Here is an 18,223-nt window from a genome sequence, read left to right as displayed (position 1 = left end):
GGGAAGAAGGGCTCAAGACGCGCCATCTGCGCCTCCGTCAGCCAGAAAAGATCAGACATGGTCACCGCTCGTTTTTCGAACCGTGAATCACGCCGAAATGCGGAAATCAATGGGTCCTGACCCTAGGGCTCTACCAACGCCTCTACCCGCGGTGGGGCAAGCGGTGTCTCGATCTTTTCTTCGCAGTCCTGCTGCTGCCTCTTATCCTTCCCGTTCTTGCCATACTTGCGTTGCTGCTTTTACTTGAAGGCGGCAAGCCGTTCTTCTGGCAGGCAAGGATGGGGCGCGGCGGTCGGCCCTTTCACTGCTGGAAGCTGAGGACAATGGTCCCTGATGCGGAAGCGCGGCTGCGTGCACTTCTCGAAAGCGATCAGACGATTCAGCAGGAATGGGACGCGCATCAGAAGCTCCGCGACGACCCGCGGATCACGCGGCTTGGCAGCTTCCTGCGGAAGTCCAGTCTTGATGAACTTCCGCAGATTTTCAACGTCTTGAAAGGTGAGATGAGCCTTGTCGGACCGCGTCCTTTCATGCTGGATCAACAAGAGGCCTACGATGCAGAGGGTGGCCGCAAATACTACTTGCTCCGGCCCGGGATCACTGGCCCTTGGCAGGTCACTGAACGCAATGACTCTGTGTTTTCCACCCGAGTTCTCTACGACGAGCGCTATGCGAATAGCGTCTCACTAACGGCCGACTTGCGCATCATCTTGGCGACATGCGTCGTCGTGCTGCGCAACACGGGGCATTGATCCGGTTGTTTATGCGGGCCGACGTTGAAGGCAGTGAATGGCATTTCTTGGCGTGAAGCCGTTGTTCGACAGACCAAGCAGCGAATGGATAAGTCATGAAAACTGCCTTGATTACAGGTGTGACGGGGCAGGATGGCTCCTATCTTGCGGAATTCCTTCTCGAAAAAGGGTATGAGGTTCATGGGATCAAGAGGCGCGCGTCGCTGTTCAACACCCAGCGCGTCGACCACATCTACCAGGATCCGCATATCGAGCACGCGAATTTCCGGCTGCATTATGGCGATTTGACCGACAGTTCGAACCTGATCCGGTTGATGAGCGAGATCATGCCCGACGAGGTCTATAACCTCGGCGCCCAGAGTCATGTCGCGGTCAGCTTCGAAGCGCCAGAATATACCGCCGATGTCGATGCGCTCGGCACCCTGCGTCTGCTGGAGGCGATGCGGTTCCTCGGGCTGGAGGGAAAGGCCCGGTTCTACCAGGCCTCCACTTCGGAACTCTACGGGCTTGTCCAGGAGATCCCCCAGCGGGAAACGACGCCCTTCCATCCGCGCAGCCCCTATGCTGTCGCCAAGTTGTATGCCTACTGGATCACCGTGAATTATCGGGAAGCCTACGGAATGTATGCCTGCAACGGCATCCTGTTCAATCACGAAAGCCCAAGGCGCGGCGAAACCTTCGTCACTCGCAAGATTACCCGTGGCCTTGCGAATATCTCCCAGGGGCTGGAGCCCTGCCTGTACATGGGCAACATGGATGCGCTGCGCGATTGGGGCCACGCAAGGGACTATGTCCGCATGCAATGGATGATGCTGCAGCAGGATCAGCCGGAGGATTTCGTGATCGCCACCGGCAAGCAGTATTCCGTGCGTGAATTCATCCTCTGGGCGGCAAGCGAGTTGGCGATCGAGCTCGAATTCTCTGGCGAGGGCGTCGACGAGATCGGCATCGTCAAGTCGGTTGGGCATAACGTTGCGCCTGCCGTCAAGCCCGGTGACGTGCTGGTCCGGGTCGATCCACGTTACTTTCGCCCGGCTGAGGTTGAAACGCTGTTGGGCGATCCGGCCCATGCCAAGCAGAAGTTAGGCTGGGAGCCCGAGATCACGGCGCGGGAAATGTGCGCCGAGATGGTTCAGCAAGACCTTGAGGTCGCGAAGCGACACGCGTTCCTGAAGCTGCATGGGTATGAGATTCCCGTCACGCTGGGGGGCTAGATATGACCTACGATCTGGAAGGCAAGAAAGTCTGGGTTGCCGGCCATCGCGGCATGGTCGGAAGCGCGTTGGTGCGGCGTCTGGGCAAAGAGCCGTGCGAGGTGATCACCGCCGGGCGCGATACCGTTGATTTGACCCGACAGGCCGAGGTCGAGGAGTGGATGGCGCAGAGCCGGCCCGATGCCATCGTGATGTCGGCTGCGAAGGTCGGGGGTATTCTGGCGAACGACACACACCCGGTCGATTTCCTTGTCGAGAACATGCAGATCGAAACAAACATCTTCACGGAGGCCCATGCCACCGGCGTCGAAAGGTTTCTGTTCCTCGGATCCTCCTGCATCTACCCAAAGCTTGCTCCGCAACCGATGGCCGAGGACTGCTTGCTGACCGGCCCGCTAGAGCCCACGAATGAATGGTACGCGATCGCAAAGATCGCCGGGATCAAGATGGTGCAGGCCTATCGCAAGCAATACGGGCATGACTGGATTTCGGCGATGCCCACCAACCTCTATGGGCCGGGCGACAATTATGACCTGCAATCGAGCCATGTCTTGCCTGCGCTTCTGCGCAAGTTCCACGAAGCCAAGAGGGCCGGGGACAGTTCCGTGACCTTGTGGGGCAGTGGCACGCCGCTGCGCGAATTCCTGCATGCTGACGACCTGGCCGACGCGCTGGTCTTCCTGCTCAAGGAATATTCCGGACATGAGCATGTAAATGTCGGCTCCGGCGTCGAGGTGTCGATCCGCGACCTGGCGGAGACCATCGCCGAGGTGGTCGGCTATGAGGCCGAACTTGTCTTCGATACGACGAAGCCGGATGGGACACCCCGCAAGTTGATGGACAGTGCGCGCCTGCACCGGCTGGGATGGAACAACGCGCGGCCCCTCAAGGACGGTATTGCCCAGACCTACGCCGACCTCGACACCTGCGGGTGGTAGCGGTGGCGTTCGTCCCGCCAAGCTTTGACGTGCTCGGTGTGCCGGTGACGGTCACCGATCTGGATCGCGCGACCGAGACGATTCTGGGCTGGAAGGGGGATGCGATCGGGCGCGCGGTTGGCGTCCGCGATGTTGCAAGCCTTATGACCATGCAGGCCGATGCGGAGCTGATGGCGGTCACGAAGCGCACCGCGATGAACCTGCCCGATGGGATGCCTCTGGTCTGGATCGGTCGGCATCGTGGGCTTCCGGTCGGGCGGGCCTGTGGACCCGACCTGATGGAGAGGGTTCTTCTCGACGGGCGGGCGACCGGGCTGAAGCACTTCCTGTTCGGTGGCAAGGAGGGCGTGGCCGAGGCCCTGGCCGAGCGGTTTCGTGCCAAGGCGCCGGGCGTCGAGATCGTCGGCACTTCCTGTCCTCCGTTCCGGCCACTGACCCCGCAGGAAGACGCCGATCTGGTGGCGCAAATATTGGCGAGCGGAGCGGATGTGGTGTGGGTCGGCATATCATCACCGAAACAGGACGTCTGGATGGACGCCCATCGGGAGATTCTGCCGGTAACGATGATCGGCGTCGGCGCCGCCTTTGACTACCACGCCGGGTCCATCATGCGCGCGCCACGCTGGATGCAGCGTGCCGGTCTGGAATGGGCGCATCGTCTGGTGTCCGAGCCCGGACGGCTTTGGCGCAGATACCTTGTTCTTGCGCCGCTGTTTCTGTGGCGCGTTCTGACGACCCGTAAGCCGGCGAAGAACACCTTTGGCGGCGCGTCTTAGGAGGGGCCGATGCGCGAACATGACAAATCGGGGCTATCGCATGGCATTGTCCATATTTGCCGAACTGAGCGATTTTTACGGCTCGGTTCCGGAGAATGCCGATGCCCGTGACCCCCGTGTTCATCCTGTCGCTGCCACGGTCCGGCTCGACCATGTTGCAGCGTGAGTTGGCGCGCCATCCCGAGATTGCGACCGTGTCCGAGCCGTGGTTCCTCTTGGGGCTTTTGCCGCCGGGCGATGCCGATCTGTCGGGGTCGACATACGGTCGCCGGGTCTATCGGCAGGCGGTGGAAGACATGATCGCGGCCCTGCCCGGGGGGCGCGATGACTGGCATGCGGTCATGCGCTCGGCAGCCAGCGACCTCTATGAGCGGCTGGCGGAAGCGCAGGGAGGCGGGGCGCGCTATTTTATCGACAAGACCCCCAGATATGCGCTTGCACCCGAGGCGGTACACGCCATGTTTCCGGATGCGCCGCTCATCGTGTTGTGGCGCAATCCTCTGGCGATCGCGGCCTCGATGATGTCGACCTATAGTTCTGGCCGCTGGAACCTCTACCGCTTCGTCCAGGATTTCGAGATCGCTCTGCCCCGGCTGGTTGCATTTGTCGAAAGAAATCCCGGGTCTGTCCTTGCGCTGCGATATGAAGACCTGAGGCCCGGGTCCGAGCCGGATCTGTCAAGGATCCTCGAACACCTCGGACTGGACGAGGCGGATGGCGCCTTGATTGGGAACGCTGCAAACGTTGCCCTTGCCGGGCGATTGGGCGATCCGACCGGCGGGCTCAATCACACCGTTCCGTCCCTTGGCGACGACCGCTGGAAGGCCCAGTTCCGGAATCCTCTAAGGCGTGCCTGGGCGCGTCGGTTCCTGCGCCGGATCGGTGCGGAGCGGCTTTCCGTGATGGGATATGATTTGAACGAGCTTGAAGCGGAGCTGGCTTCGTGCCGCGGGTTCGCCAGAAATCTCATCATGGATCTTCTGCTCATGCCGCGCGGCATCTTTCGGCGCCTTTTTCTGACGACGATGCTGCGGGCCCAGTTCTTGCGACTGCGTCACCGACAGCCATTGGTGGATGTGGAATAGGGCCGATGATTGCAGCTCATCCGATCGGAGCGGTCCATTCGCATCGGGCCCGGCCCAGACTGACCACGCGCTTGTTTCTGCTCGCCGCCATCATACCGCTCGTTCTCATGGCCGACCCGACCGATCAGGCGCTGGGCTTGTCAACAACTCAGCAATTCATACCCGTCGCAATCGCGCTGCTCGCTGGCCTCTTTTCTGTCGCGACCGGCCTCAAGGCGCAGGGTGGTTTGACGTGGCAGGATTTCGCCTTCAGCCTTGTCATACTCATGATGGTTCTGGGCGGTGTCGGGACTGTCTTGCAGACCGGAGACTTGACCGACAGCTTTGCGCGACTGTCGTTTATCGCGTTGATTTTCTTTCCCTTTCGCATCCTCGCCAGCCAGCCGGACGAGTTGCACTGGTTCCTGAGACGGTTTTCGGTATGGATCGTTGGCGTCTCCATTCTGATGAGCCTCCAATTGATATATTGGCAGGTCGTCGGCCCCTTTTTCGAACCACGCCGCTCAGGCATCTACCATATCTTCCACGAAGAGGTGTTTCTGCTTCCCGTGGCGGTCATGATCGTGCACCTGAGCAAGCATCGAAGTGCTTGCCTGCGCGCTGCGGCGATCCTTCTGCTTCTGGCCGGAACCCTTTTCTCCTTCAAGAACACGGGGTTTCTTGTCTTCGTGCTGGCGGCTCTGCTGCTGTTTTGCACGGCCTCGACCCGCGACACGAAAATGAGCCGGAAGTTCACCATGATACGCGCTATCGTTGGGTTCTATGCGGTGCTCGCGGTGGCGGCCCTCTTGGTATTGCTGCCGTTCTTCAGGGATCAACTGCCCGGTGGCAGTACGCTGGTCCGGTTCTACACATATGGCCTCAGGTGGGAACAGTTCCTGGATGCGCCATTGTTCGGGTTTGGCTTCTGGGGGACACCCTTGATCAGTGTGCCCAATACCAACCTGATCATACCGAGCCACAGCGACTTTCTCGATCTGCTGGCCTTCGGCGGGCTTGTCGGGGCGCTTGCCTACCTTCTGCCCCTCATTTCTTTCCTTCTGTCTTTCAGACGGCTTGACCGTCTGCAAGAGGAACGCGTCGCGGCCCTCGCGATTTACACCTTGGTTGCCGCGATCCATGTGGTGTGGCTCTTCAACCCGGTCTGGCTTCAGCCGAAGATGGGTGTCCTTCTCTGGGCCGGGCTGGGTCTCTTGGCTGGCATCCATTCAAGGGCAAGACACGGCTCGCCTTGATTTCCTGCGCCATAACGGTCATCCGGCGGTTCCGAGTGGATGGAGTCGTGCAGCCGCGTGATGCCCGGACGGCAAAGCAGGCAGGCCAAGGAGCTTTGATATGGCAGGAATGTCACGCAGGCAGGGGCTGGTGGCGCTGATCACCGGTTTTCTGGCCGTGGTAATCGCCTATCTGACGCTCAGCCCCGATGCCCCCGGTCTCGACGAGAGGTCCCCCGACAAGCTCTACCATGCCATCGCTTTTGCGGCGCTTGTTTTTCCGTCGGCCTTCCTGCGCCCGCGCGGTCTTGGCTGGGTGATCCCTGCCGCGCTTGTTTTCGGCGGGGCAATCGAACTGATCCAGCCATGGGTCGGGCGCTCAGGGGAATGGGGGGATTTCGCAGCCGATCTTGTTGGGGTCGGGCTTGGCGTGACGGCGGGCCTGCTGTTGCGGCGTCTCCGGCAGGGGTAAAGCGGGGCCGTTGCGGTCCGAGCCCTAGCACAGAGGCGTTCCAGCCATTTTGGCGATCTGGTCGCCGGTGAATCGGTAAAAGGTGTTCGGATCAGAGCCGGGAATGGTCGCCAGGTACCAGTGCCGCAGAGGGGCAGGGTAATGCCGGGCGATCCTCAAATGCGCATCATGGGGGATGCCCCGGCCGGTCCAGGTGCCGGATCTGTATTCAGAGCGCGTTACGGGATGGTGAAAATAGAAGGCGGCGTTGTGGTCGATGCAGAGGTTGTCGGCACCCAGAAACATGGTGCAGGCAGAATAGCAATCGCCGTAGATTTCCACGCGTTCGACCGGTGGGGTGTCGGCCAGCAAGAGGCGTGCTTCTGTCAGGCTGATATTGCCGCCGCCGGCCCATGCGCCGCCGGAAATGATGAGGGACGCCAAAACACTCATGACCCGTCTCCCGAAGATCGGAAACACCGAGATCGACGGTTCTGTCGGACTGCCCGGAAGATTACCGTCCCTGTGCCTGCCATGCCCGCACGGGACAGGGCGGCGTGGCGACGGCGGAATGGCACCCGCTGTTCTGGCGGTGCCGCTCAGCACGATTGGGATCGCGTGGAGCGACTCCTAGCAAGGTTTCGTGAAGGCTTGGTTGACGCTGCGCGCAGAACGGGCGCATCTGGCAACTGGCATATATTGTTTGGCTGGTCGAAATGGAGCGGGTGATGGGAATGAGGTTTCCAGTATTTTCAACGAGTTACCGTTTTTCACTACCTTTTTAGCCCTATTTTAGCCTAGGCAGTCGTCTTTTCGAGCGCTTTGAGCGTCTTTATCGGAGCGGGCAGAGCAGGGTTCGCGTCGGCATTTTTCGAGGTGTTGAACGTTGCAATTGAGAACCCGCCGAGCATCTGGCGCGGAGCGGCGGTAATGTCGTGGAGGGCGGGGGTCAGGGACGTCCCGGGGACCACGGCCCAGATGCGGTCTTGGCCGACCGGTTCTGGCACGACGAACGAGATGGTAGCCTCGTCATGCGACTGAGGGGTCACGACGACAACCCCGATTGGGCCGTCCCCGAGATCGACTTGGATGCTGGTCGGGTCCTTCTGGTTTGTCGCTGGAAAATTGACACGGCCGCCGGCGACCTCAACCAGTCCGGCTACATAGAGAACGGCACCTTTGGCGCGGGCTGTGATCTCGGGCTCGGCTTGGCTGCTCTGCAAAGGTCTCCGTCCAAGGGACAACCAAACCTCGTCCACCTTGAGGAAGCGCGCCAGATCGCGCATCTTGTCCTCGCGCGGGCGGCTCATGCCCTTGATCCATTTGTGGACGGTATTCAGGCTCACTTTGGTGCCTTGGCGTTCCAACTCGCGCTTGAGCCATGACAACCTGCCATGTGGTGTGGGTGGGGCCGTCGGGTAGGCCTCTATCGCCTGGTTGAGGCGGGCGGCAAACTCTTGTGTGGTTTCCTGCGGCATGAGTTCTCTCCAATTATTCCGTCCACCTATTCAATAGATAGTGGAAAAATCAACCCTTCTATCTTTCGAGCGCGAACACGCTCTCCGTGGACGTTCTAGTTAACTGTCTTGTTCGTGCAGTTGAGGGCCGATGCGAGTTAGCCGACCAAAGCCCGATGCTGCAATTGGTTAGAAATTTTGGCCAACTAACATATTGACTATGAGGTGAAAGTGGAGATTATAGCCGATACGGCAGCCAACAGTTCGATCCATAAGGTAAGCCCCATGTCCGACGTGTCCGTGAAATCCCAGCACATCTACAACGATCTCTACCATCTCATGGCTGAACACTTCCCAGCCGCCCGCACCCCCAACAATGCATTTGACGTGGTAGGGTTCGCGAAGGCCATCGAGAGGGCCCATGTAACGATCTACAACGCGTTCCGTGCCGATTGGGTGTCCGTCGCGGTTGCCGAAGACATCATCCGACACTCGAGGAAAGTCGAAGGCGCGACGCCGCTCGTGTGGGCTGACCTGTTGCCATACGTGCTGCCGAATTATGCGAAATTCTCGGAGCTGCCGCACGCTTCCCGAGAAGCCTCTGACCAGTCCCAAAGTTGAGCGGTTCAGATCGGCCGTTTCGACCACCAACGGGGAGCGACATGAGCGAGAACGACTTTCAAATCCTGCGAATCTCCCAGGGCAAACACCGGGGCCGGGTAAAAAATATCCAGATTCCCTGGCGCAAGTTCTGCCGCAAGTTCGCAGAACCGTCCGTGGATTCGTCAGTGACCTACGGGCAGTATCTCAAGCTGGGCGTAGACGAGCAGGGCGAGAAGAAGTCCGCGCCGGGCTATATCGTCGGGGCGCAGTTCGCAGACGGCAAGCGCCGCCTCGCGAACATGCAGAAGCGCACCCTGATCTCGTTCGACCTGGACGAAGTCAAGCCTGCCCAGATGGACGAGATCGAGATGGGTCTGTCCGACATCTGCAAATACGAGTTCCTGCGGCACACCTCGCGAAAGCATTGCCCGGAATCCCCCCGCTGGCGTATCCACATGCCGATCTCGCGGCCCGTCGATCACGACGAGGCGAACGCGATCACGCGCATCCTGGCTGCCATGATCTTCTCCGACCCGCAGGAGTCCATCGACGCGGTGGACGTGGTGTCGCATCGCTACGCCCAGGTCTCCTACATGCCTAGCCGGTCGAAGGACCAGGAGTATCGCTGCGAGGTCAATCACGGCGAACTGCTGGACCCGGATGAACTGCTGGAGTCCTTCCCGGGCAACTGGAAGGACCACACCCAGCTACCGATGCGGTCGGACGAGTCCTCGGCGCGAGCCGCCGACCCGAACCGGCGCATGGAACTGCCGACCGACAAGTCCGGGATCATGGGCGCGTGGTGCCGGACCTACACCGTGGACGATTGCATCACCGAGTTCCTCTCGGACGTCTATGAGCCCGGCGTCTCGACCGACGGCCACAACCGCTACACCTACCTCCAAGGCACCGGCTCGAACGGCGCGGTCAGCTACGACGACGGGCTGTTCCTCTACTCGAACCACGGCACCGACCCTATCGAGGGCGCGGCCAACGCCTGGGACCTCTGCCGCATCCACCTGTTCGGCGAACTCGACAAGGACGCTCGCGAGGGCACCTCGCCGGGCTCCCTGCCGTCGTTCAAGGCCATGGCGAAGTTCGCCAGCGAACAGGAAGACGTGCAGATCGAGATCGCCCGGGAGGTAAACGGCCTTTTCGATGACGCGGACGACGAAGATGAAGAGGAAGAGGCTGACCCGGCCCCGGGGGGACGTGTAAAGAAAAACCCGCTTTCTGAACACGAAGAGAGCGACGAGATCGAAAAAGACGATTTTGTTGACACGTTCGAGGACGACATCGACGCCTTCCTCGGCGGTTCTGATGCTGCCGAAGAGGACGACATCGACGCCTTCCTCGGCGGCGCAGACGAACCCGAAGAGAAGCCCAAGAAGAAGAAAAAGAAAAAGAAGAAGCCGCTCACCCTACTGGAGCAGATGAACCGGGACCACGCTTTCGTGCAAAACGGCAGCACCCCGCTCATCGCGGATTTTCGCCAGGAGAAAAAGGTGAACTGGCGCTCGGTGTTCGGGTTTCAGACCGAATACCGGAACCGCCTGGTGCCGGACCACGAAGGCAAGATGAAGACGCTTGCCAACTGGTGGCTCGACCACCCGAAGCGCCAGTCCTACCCGCTCGGGGTCGTCTTCCGGCCCGATGAAAAGGTATCGAAGGGCATGTTGAACCTGTGGACGGGGTGGGCCATTGAGCCGGACCCCGCCCAGGACTGCCAGTTCATCCTCGACTACATCTGGCGCATCCTCGCGAACCAGGACCAAGAGCACTACGACTACCTCCTCTCCTGGCTCGCGGACATCGTGCAGAACCCGGCCCAGAAGCCGGGCGTGGCCCTTGTGCTCAAAGGTCTCAAGGGGGCCGGTAAGGACACCCTTGCGGAGATCATGCGTCGGATCGTGGGCGACCGGCACCGGGCGAAGATCACCGACACGAAGATGATCGGGGACAAGTTCAATGCGGCCTTCGAGACCGCGCTGATCGCGCAACTGGAAGAGGCGTCCTGGGGCGGCAACATGGACGCGAAAGGCACCCTCCAAAGCTACATCACGTCGCCGACGATCAGGATCGAACGGAAAGGCGTGGACGCCATCGAACTCGACTCCTTCGTGCGCCTGATCTTCACGGCGAACGAGGACTGGGTGGTGCCTGCGACCGCAGACGAACGCCGCTACGCCGTGTTCGAGGTGTCGAACGAGCGGGCCGGACCGAAACAGAAGCCGTTCTGGAGGGACTTCTACAGCCGCCTCGACAACGGCGGGGCGGAAGGCTTCCTGGCCTATCTGATGGAGTGGGAGCGCCCAGACCACATCGACGTGGGCACCCCGCCGGAGACCAAGGCTCTTAGCGATCAGAAACTCGCCGGGTTGCGGGGCGTTACCTTGTGGTGGTTCGGCCTCCTCTACGACGGCGAGGTTCCGGGCGACATCGTGTTCTCGGACTCCTTCGAGGGGGACGAAGACGGCGACTTGGACGACCCGGGTTGGGAGAGCGACTGGGTGACGGTCGAGACGAACTCGGTTCGTGCGGAATACGACCAGTGGCGCAAAAACAACATCCGCAAGGCGCAAGAGCGCGACCCGAGGGCTTTCGGCAAAGACCTCCGAACCCTTTGCCCCTCCATGGAGAGGCTGCGCAAGGGGGCCTCTGGACGCCAAACGCGGGTCTACCGTCTCCCGCCCCTGGACGTATGCCGGGCCGAATTTGCCGCCGCTCAGAACGTGAACGTGTCGGACTGCGGGTTCCCGGAGTTCGACGGCGACGACACCGAGATCGACCGGGGCGATCTCGAGTCTGAAAACCAGTGACCCCGGACAATAGAGGAGCAAAGACATGGGAACGACCCAAACCGAATACGAAAAGCGACTGCCCTACGCTTGGGCCTGGGACGAGAAGACCCGGACTGAATACCTGCTGCACCGGGGCTATCACGCCATCGCCCGCCGCCCGGCGGAGGAACCGATGGCGGCAGAGTATCTGCCGGGCGTCGAGCACCCGGAGCACGACTATAAGGGGTTCTTCTATGACGACGGCAATTCTCCGTGTGCGAACGCCGAAACGAAGGCCCAGTGCGAACGCATCCTCACGCTGTTCTTGGCGGGCCACGACGTTCGACAGTTCATCCGTAAGAGCGGCCTGCCTGCGACCGACGCTGCCTACACGGAAAAGGCTTTTCGGGACGAGAGCGATCTGAGCGTAACGCGGGGCCCGCACGGCGATGAAGCCCTCCGGCAGCGGCTCAAACGGGTCGCAGCGACGGAAGCCCACCCGGGCTGACGCACCGAGTCACCTCGATTTTTCAACGCAGCGTGGAAGCCTCGGCGAAAGCCGGGGCTTTTTCGCGTCTGCCGGACTCAGTCACCCGTGGAAATGCGCCGTCTACGGGAGGCCCGAGGGTCCACAGGGCTTTCAGCGGAGAATGGAAAGCACAATACACAGTTGAAGCCTCAATCAGGGCTTGTCCGGTCAACCGGGCGAAGAGAAAGTCCGCAGGAGCGGAAAAAGCGGCTGACGGTTGAACGCTCAGGCCCCGGTGGACCAGTCAGCCGACGGGGGAGACGATTTGGGGGCGAACCGGGGGCTACAAACCGGTCGTAGTCCATGGAGCCCAAACCCGAAATCTTCATGAACCCTAAAAATCGTTTAATTTCAATAGGTAGTCCGAGAGACCGAGAAGCCGAGTAATTTTCGATTCCCTATATAGGAACGAACGAATAATTTTCGTAAGCTACTTGCCGTTGGGGTAAGGCTTTCCGTTCTACTACATTCGTTTCCCTCTATATAGGATTACCCTTAGACTACATAGACTATATGGACTACTTATTGAAATTAAACGAAAAAACCGGGTCCATTAAGGAAAATCCCTCGGACCCCCCTGGACTACGCCCCGGAACCGGTGTGAGCCGGGTAGATTCCACCAAATCCTGAGTCTGCGAACCCTCTTCGCCCCTCAAACCGGCTGCGCTCTCGATGGCGCAAGCGACCCGGCCTGCATCCGGTCGAAGCAGGACGCCGGGCCTGCCTGGTGCCGTGGGACCAGATCGAGCGGGCGGTGATCGGGCTGGGGGTCAGTCGGGATTTCCGTCTTCCCAGATCGCCGGGATGACCGGATTCCTGGGGAAACTAAACCGATCAGTTCAGTTTAGATAGGTGTCCCCTAGAACAGAACCAGAACTCTCGAATATCGCGCTCCGCGCCCCCCGCGTCAGCCCGGAATCCCGGGGAAGGACCCGCAGCGACCCCTTGACCGCTCCAGCCCAGGTGGACCCGGACGCCCGGACGCCCTGTTGAATCGTCCACCTGGGCCCCCGGTTGAACCGTCAACCCGGACGCCAAGACGCCCCGCAACCGCGCCCCCGCCGCTACATCCCGGACGCCCGGACGCCCCGTCACCGGGCCCAGGACGCCCGCCGCCATGCTGACTCGGGGGCCTCCGCCCGGGCCCAGATCGGCCCGCCGCCCGTCCAGATCGGCACGCGGAAACGGCCCGGACCAGATCGCCCAGGCGGAATCAGATCGCCCAGGCGCGGCGGCCTGGGCGTCGGGTTGTCCGGTTGTCGGGTAAGGGGGCGGCCTAGGCTGCTCGATCCGGGCCCCGCCCAATCGACATAGGACGCCTAGGGCCAGGGCCTCCAAGTGAGGCTAGCAAGGGCTGTAGCGGGGGCCAAGCCCCCAACGGTCGATCCGCGTCAGAGCGCGCGGTTGAGCGTGACCGTGCCCATTAGAAGGTCGTGCAGGCCCTGCTTCTTCTTTTTGTTTCTGTGGGACGTTCAGCCCTTCGCGTCGCCAAATGCGTTCGACTCGCTTGTGGCTCACATGCCAGTCCGCGTCGTTCAGCAAGCCGGTCACCATCCGATATCCGTAGCGTCCGCACTGATCAGCCAACTTGATGATATCATCGGTCAGACGGTTTTAATCGGCCCGGCCCTGGGGCAGCTTGCGCAGCGTGGATCGGTGCTGAACCAGCGTGCGGCAGGCGCGGTGTTCTGATACACCGAGTTCCTACCGCACAAAGTCGATGCATTTCCGGCGATATGAAGGGCTCAGAAGTCTCGCGTTGCTGCCTCGGTCAGGATCAATTTTTCCAGCGTCAAATCAGACACCGCCCGCCGCAGCCGCTGGTTCTCTTTCTCAAGCTCTTTACACCGGACGAGTTGTGACTGTTGCATCCCGCCATAAAGTTCGCGCCATTGGGAAAACGTCTGCTACGTAAAGCCGATCTGGCACACTGCCTCTGCAATCATTGCACCTTGTCCTTGCAGAACTTCAACCTGCCGAAGCTTCGATACAATCTCTCGGCGCTTCTCTAATCTTCCAGCCATCGTTGATCCTCCAATTTTCGGAACAATCTATCCCAGTTGGTGGACCACTTTCAGGGGGCTACTCCACACTGAGCCGCCAGCCAGTCCTCGATCAATGCCGCGATCCCTTTCGGGTCTTCCTCATGTGCCAGATGGCCAAGGTCGGGCAGGAGTATCAGTTTGCAGTCGGGAATCCGCGTGGCCGCGCATTCGGCAATCCTTGGGGGGACGGCCGTGTCCCGTGCCCCAGCGAGGAACAGGCAGGGCGACGTGATCCGATCCAGCCGACCCAGCAGGGGATCTATGTGCCATTGCGACATCATCTGAAGCGTGGCCTCGACATGGTCCCGATCCGCGATGAGCCGCGCATAGAGGTTCAGACCATCGGGGCCTAGCCGCGACCCTGTGCTTTCGATCAAGCGGGCCGCGCGAGCGGTTCGCGGTGGCCCCGCCGAAAACAATCTCGAGGTCAGAGGGTTCAGTGCAAGCAGTTTTGCCATGGCCGGAAATAGCCAGCCTGCGATGCCCTCGAAATGACCCAGCGCGGGGTTGAGGCCGATGATCCGTGACGGCTCGTGGCCGTCGCGCACCTGCATTTCGCTCAACCGCAGGGCGATGGCCGAACCAGCCGAGTGACTGACGATCGCCCGAGGGTGCCAACCGTTCATCGCGCAAAGCGTCTTGATGTCCTCGGTCATGGAGTCGAGGCCACAGCGGCGCAGCGTGCCGGCGCGTGTGAAGCCCTGGCCCGGCAGGTCTGGGGCGACGACATGAAACCGCTTCGCGAGGATCGGTAGCAGGTCACGCCAGCTGTGGGTTGAGCCCCCGGCGCCATGCAGCAACAAGAGCGTGTAGCCGGTGCCTGCCTCCTGCACATGCCACTGATGTGGCGGGGCGACGATCCGGCGCGACATCGCGCTGTTCGGCCAATCGGCGAGATCGCGGGCCCAATCCATCTCTTATGCGTCCAGGGCGGCCGTGACACCGCTGGAAATTCCATGGGCGTCGGCCCGGGGCAGGGTGATGCACGCGACGCCCAAGGCCTCTGCCAAGGCAATCGTTTCCGTCCCCGGGCGCTGAGAGGTGTCGATGACACAACCCTGTGCCACCAGTGTCCGAAGATACTGCGCACGACCCAGTCCGTCACCATGGGCTTGCGCCCGGCCGACCGTGCCATCCAGCGCGATATTGGCGCGTCCATCCGTCAGCAGGGCGATGGCGGGGGTCAAGCCGTGGGCGCGGGCCTGCGCGGCCAGTTGTGCGGCGGCATCCAGTCCGGCGGCCAGCGGTGTGCCGCCGCCACCAGGCAGCGCCTGCAAACGGCGTTTGGCCTGAACCAGCGAGCGGGTCGGAGGCAACAAGGTATCGGCACCGGTGCCCCGAAACGCCACGACGGCGACGTGATCGCGCCGAGCATAGGCCTGCCCAAGCAGGAGCTCGACCGCGCCCTTCGCCTCGGCCAGGCGCGCCATGGCCGCCGACCCCGAGGCGTCGACGGCAAAAATGATCAACCGGTCCGAGCGGTCCTCGTAGCGACTCAGGCGGATGTCCGAGGGGTGGATGACGATCCGTTCCGTTTCGCGTCTGGGCCGCAGGGCCTGCCAAGGCGCGGCCGCGCGCAGCGTTGCGACAACGTCGATGCGCGCGCGCCCATCGGGATGACCCGGCCGCGCGGGCAGTGGGCGTCCGATGCGATTGCCGTGCCGCCGCGCCCCGGATCCACCGCCGGACCGTGCCGCGCGCGCCCGGGTTCTTGCGGCGACACGGTCCAGCAGGCCGTCGGGCAGCAGCGCGGCGACGGCCTCTATCAGCATGTCGTCGGGCGGGGACTGTTCCGGGTTCGGGGCCGTGTCCGTGTCGTCTTGGGCATCGGTGCCTTCAGGGTCGTTGGCACCAGTCGCGTTTTCGTCGACGTCAACCTCGTGTTCGGGCTCGACAGGGGGAGATTCAGGGTGCCGCGTCGCGCGGGCTGGATAGACCAGTTCGGCGGCCTCGGTCACATGGGCGCCGGTCACGGACTCTGCTCCGTCCAGCGCGGTGAGGGCCAGGGCAGCCGCGAGTGCGAGGCTGGGCGCGCGCAGGCTGTCGATGCCGAATTGCACGGCCAGCGCAGTCAATGCCTCAAGGGCCGCATCGGGGCGGTGAAGGGTGGTCAGGCGGGTCCGGGCCAAATCGATCTCACCGGGGGGCGGCACGGTCGCTGCCACGTCCGCCCAGTGCAGATCGGACAGGTCGACGTGGAAGGCAAGCCGGTCCAGAAGGCCCGGCGCCGCGGCCTCCTCGGGTTCAGCACCCTCGTCCAACAGTACCAGTGCATGACCGTCCTGCGCGTCCAGAACCTGTCCCAACCGCGCGGCAAGCCGGGGTGGACAGCGTTCGGCCATCGGCAGGATCACCAAGGCCGGCGTGTCGACAAGGCCGGCGTCCCGCACCATGCGCCCCTCTGCCAGCGAAGCGGCGATGTTGATCCCGCCGAAGAGCTGCGTGTCACTCAGGTCCGGATGGATGCGGCGTTGCGGTCCGGGCAGTCGGGCCAGTGCGGCCTCGGCGGTCTGGCGTACCGGTCCGGCCCGGGCCCGCAATGTGAGGCCGCCCAACCCGACCGGATCGATAGACAGGGCCGCCATGGCCCGCATGGCGCGCGTCCAGGCCAGAGGCGCGCCGGCACTCATCCCAGAACGTCCGCCACCGCACGGGTCACGCGGGCCGTTGACCCGGCTTCGTCCAGCGGATCGCGACGCAGACGATGCCCAAGGGCAAGTGGCGCAATCGCGCGGAGTTGGTCGCGCGTGATGGCGGCGGCATTGTCATGGGCGGCCAGGGCCCGGGCGGCGCGCAGCAGGGTCAACTCGCCGCGCAGGCCATCCGTACCGAGCGCGATGGAAAGTTCGGCGCAATCGCGCAGGATGTCTTCGGTGGTAGCCACGTCGCGCAGCGCGGTTCGGGCGGCCACGATCCTGTCGCGCAGCTTTGCATCTTCGGCCTGCCAATGATCCAGAAACGCTCTGGTTTCGGTCTCAAAGGCGCTGCGCCGACGGATCACTTCGATCCGGTCGTCGATCGCCCCCGGGGTGGTCACCTCGACAGAGAGGCCGAAACGATCCAGCAGTTGCGGGCGCAACTCTCCCTCTTCGGGGTTGCCCGAACCCACCAGAACGAACCGCGCGGCGTGGCGGATCGACAGCCCTTCGCGCTCGACGGCATTCACGCCTGATTGCGCCACGTCGAGCAGCAGGTCGACGATGTGATCCTCCAGCAGGTTGACTTCGTCGATGTAGAGATAGCCGCGGTTGGCGCGGGCCAGCAGACCCGGTTCGAAAGCCTTTTCGCCCTGTGTAAGTGCGCGCTCGATGTCCAGCGCGCCGGTGACGCGGTCCTCGGTCACGCCCAACGGCAGATCCACCACGGGGGTGGGGCGCTGCTCGGGGGTGGTGTCGGCGACATTGGCCCAGTCTGGGCAATCCTCGGGTCGTTCAGAGTTCACCGGGCAGCCGCGCACCACCGTCATCGGAGGCAGAAGGCTTGCCAGGGCGCGCACCGCGGTGGACTTGCCCGTGCCGCGGTCGCCAAAGACCAGGACGCCGCCGATCCCGGGGTCGATGGCCGTCAGCACCATGGCCAGCTTCATCTGGTCCTGGCCCACGATAGCGGAAAATGGAAAGGGGGTTGTCATGGTCGTGTGTCCAGTTTGGCAAGGGGGCTTTGGCCGTTCCATGTGCCGTGGTCGCCGAGAATACGGAACCGTGCATAAAGTTCCTCTCGGAACCAGTCACCGTCGCGCACGGCGTCGATGGCGCGGGCATGGGGGCCGTCGGTTCTGGCGAAGGCCGCCATGCTCGCACGGTCCGGCCAGATCGAGAAGGTGACCTGGTGCAGCAAAGGGACTTCGCCGATGCCGATCTTGAAGGCCACGTTGGGGTCGTCGCCTATGACAGCGCTGATATCTGGTACACGCTGCCAGAAACGCAGGGCCTTGAGCGGGCGGACAGTGGCGCGGGTCAAGGCCGCCAGGGGGCCGTCGGGCATCTCCCCGCTCGCGTCGAACGGCACCGTCCCCGACCAGGCGCCACGCGCAGAGACCGGGGCAAGAAAGACCGTCCAGGATTCGGTCGAACGGTTTTGGTAGCGCCGAAAGATCGGCGCTGCGCGGGTCTGGTGCCGCGCTGTTTCGGCATCTGGCCAGGTGGCGAGTATGGCATAGACGGCGGTATTGGGAACCGGGGTGAAACCTTCCTCGGTACCCGAACCGCAAAGCTTCCAGAAACCGATGCCGGGCACCTTCGGCAGCGACAGGCGCGCCGCGCCCATCATGCCCAATGCCCAGACACGGGACAGCCCGGGCGGAAAGCGGAAAAAGCTGATGCTCGCGATTTGGATGACGATGCTCCTTGACCGACCGTTAAACAAGTCTGACACGCGGC

At 62.3% G+C, this 18,223-nt stretch carries 16 protein-coding genes and 1 pseudogene; 10 read left to right on the top strand and 7 right to left on the bottom strand.

The window, feature by feature from the left end:
• Positions 1-116 precede the first annotated feature (116 nt).
• The 7 genes from DFK10_RS15050 (at position 117) to DFK10_RS15020 (ending at position 6,451) form a co-directional block, all read left to right on the top strand.
• Entirely contained in the window at positions 117-752 is a 636-nt protein-coding gene (locus tag DFK10_RS15050) for a sugar transferase (RefSeq protein WP_109389855.1), read from the top strand.
• A gap of 95 nt (positions 753-847) precedes the next feature.
• Positions 848-1,966 carry a GDP-mannose 4,6-dehydratase gene (gene gmd / locus DFK10_RS15045; RefSeq protein ID WP_109389854.1) on the top strand — a complete coding sequence of 373 codons (1,119 nt, stop codon included), beginning with the start codon at positions 848-850 and terminating at the stop codon, positions 1,964-1,966.
• A gap of 2 nt (positions 1,967-1,968) precedes the next feature.
• A complete protein-coding gene (gene fcl / locus DFK10_RS15040; RefSeq protein WP_109389853.1) occupies positions 1,969-2,904 on the top strand; it encodes a GDP-L-fucose synthase in 936 nt (311 codons plus the stop codon).
• The gene (locus DFK10_RS15035) at positions 2,898-3,680 is read left to right on the top strand and encodes a WecB/TagA/CpsF family glycosyltransferase (protein ID WP_217810176.1); all 783 of its coding nucleotides are present in this window, start codon (positions 2,898-2,900) and stop codon (positions 3,678-3,680) included. Before fcl ends, DFK10_RS15035 begins: the two co-directional genes overlap by 7 nt.
• A 101-nt stretch (positions 3,681-3,781) precedes the next feature.
• Positions 3,782-4,765 (top strand): sulfotransferase family protein, encoded by a 984-nt coding sequence (locus tag DFK10_RS15030; RefSeq protein ID WP_217810175.1) that lies wholly within the window; start codon positions 3,782-3,784, stop codon positions 4,763-4,765.
• Between the two features lie 107 nt (positions 4,766-4,872).
• Positions 4,873-6,000, top strand: a complete 1,128-nt coding sequence (locus tag DFK10_RS15025) for an O-antigen ligase family protein (RefSeq protein ID WP_146193280.1) — start codon at positions 4,873-4,875, stop codon at positions 5,998-6,000.
• 100 nt (positions 6,001-6,100) lie between these two features.
• Complete coding sequence (locus DFK10_RS15020; RefSeq protein WP_109389849.1) at positions 6,101-6,451, top strand: VanZ family protein; 351 nt, start codon at positions 6,101-6,103, stop codon at positions 6,449-6,451.
• 24 nt (positions 6,452-6,475) lie between these two features.
• Here the strand turns inward: DFK10_RS15020 and DFK10_RS15015 are convergent, their stop codons facing one another.
• A complete protein-coding gene (locus tag DFK10_RS15015) occupies positions 6,476-6,883 on the bottom strand; it encodes a hypothetical protein (RefSeq protein ID WP_109389848.1) in 408 nt (135 codons plus the stop codon).
• 344 nt (positions 6,884-7,227) lie between these two features.
• A complete protein-coding gene (locus DFK10_RS15010) occupies positions 7,228-7,908 on the bottom strand; it encodes a hypothetical protein (protein ID WP_109389847.1) in 681 nt (226 codons plus the stop codon).
• 264 nt (positions 7,909-8,172) lie between these two features.
• Here DFK10_RS15010 and DFK10_RS15005 point away from each other — a divergent pair, with 264 nt between their 5' ends.
• The 3 genes from DFK10_RS15005 to DFK10_RS14995 are packed head-to-tail and all read left to right on the top strand — an operon-like array spanning position 8,173 to position 11,778.
• Positions 8,173-8,508, top strand: a complete 336-nt coding sequence (locus DFK10_RS15005; protein WP_109389846.1) for a hypothetical protein — start codon at positions 8,173-8,175, stop codon at positions 8,506-8,508.
• 41 nt (positions 8,509-8,549) lie between these two features.
• Positions 8,550-11,309 (top strand): primase-helicase family protein, encoded by a 2,760-nt coding sequence (locus DFK10_RS15000; RefSeq protein WP_109389845.1) that lies wholly within the window; start codon positions 8,550-8,552, stop codon positions 11,307-11,309.
• Positions 11,310-11,334: 25 nt separating this feature from the next.
• Complete coding sequence (locus DFK10_RS14995) at positions 11,335-11,778, top strand: hypothetical protein (protein WP_109389844.1); 444 nt, start codon at positions 11,335-11,337, stop codon at positions 11,776-11,778.
• Positions 11,779-13,254: 1,476 nt separating this feature from the next.
• Here DFK10_RS14995 and DFK10_RS16645 read toward each other — a convergent pair.
• The 5 genes and pseudogenes from DFK10_RS16645 to crtA all read right to left on the bottom strand — a co-directional run.
• A pseudogene (locus DFK10_RS16645) lies at positions 13,255-13,823 on the bottom strand (IS3 family transposase); the annotation flags it as partial.
• 50 nt (positions 13,824-13,873) lie between these two features.
• The gene (gene bchO, locus DFK10_RS14980; protein WP_109389841.1) at positions 13,874-14,758 is read right to left on the bottom strand and encodes an alpha/beta fold hydrolase BchO; all 885 of its coding nucleotides are present in this window, start codon (positions 14,756-14,758) and stop codon (positions 13,874-13,876) included.
• Between the two features lie 3 nt (positions 14,759-14,761).
• On the bottom strand, positions 14,762-16,474 hold the full coding sequence (locus DFK10_RS14975; RefSeq protein ID WP_109389840.1) for a magnesium chelatase subunit D: 1,713 nt from the start codon (positions 16,472-16,474) through the stop codon (positions 14,762-14,764).
• Positions 16,471-17,475 (bottom strand): magnesium chelatase ATPase subunit I, encoded by a 1,005-nt coding sequence (gene bchI / locus DFK10_RS14970; protein ID WP_109389839.1) that lies wholly within the window; start codon positions 17,473-17,475, stop codon positions 16,471-16,473. The genes DFK10_RS14975 and bchI overlap by 4 nt, the downstream gene beginning before the upstream one ends.
• Complete coding sequence (gene crtA / locus DFK10_RS14965) at positions 17,472-18,173, bottom strand: spheroidene monooxygenase (RefSeq protein WP_408005597.1); 702 nt, start codon at positions 18,171-18,173, stop codon at positions 17,472-17,474. Before crtA ends, bchI begins: the two co-directional genes overlap by 4 nt.
• Positions 18,174-18,223 lie beyond the last annotated feature (50 nt).

The organism is Salibaculum griseiflavum (assembly GCF_003129565.1).
Taxonomy (GTDB): Bacteria; Pseudomonadota; Alphaproteobacteria; order Rhodobacterales; family Rhodobacteraceae; genus Salibaculum; species Salibaculum griseiflavum.
This window is presented reverse-complemented; position numbering and strand designations above follow the sequence as displayed.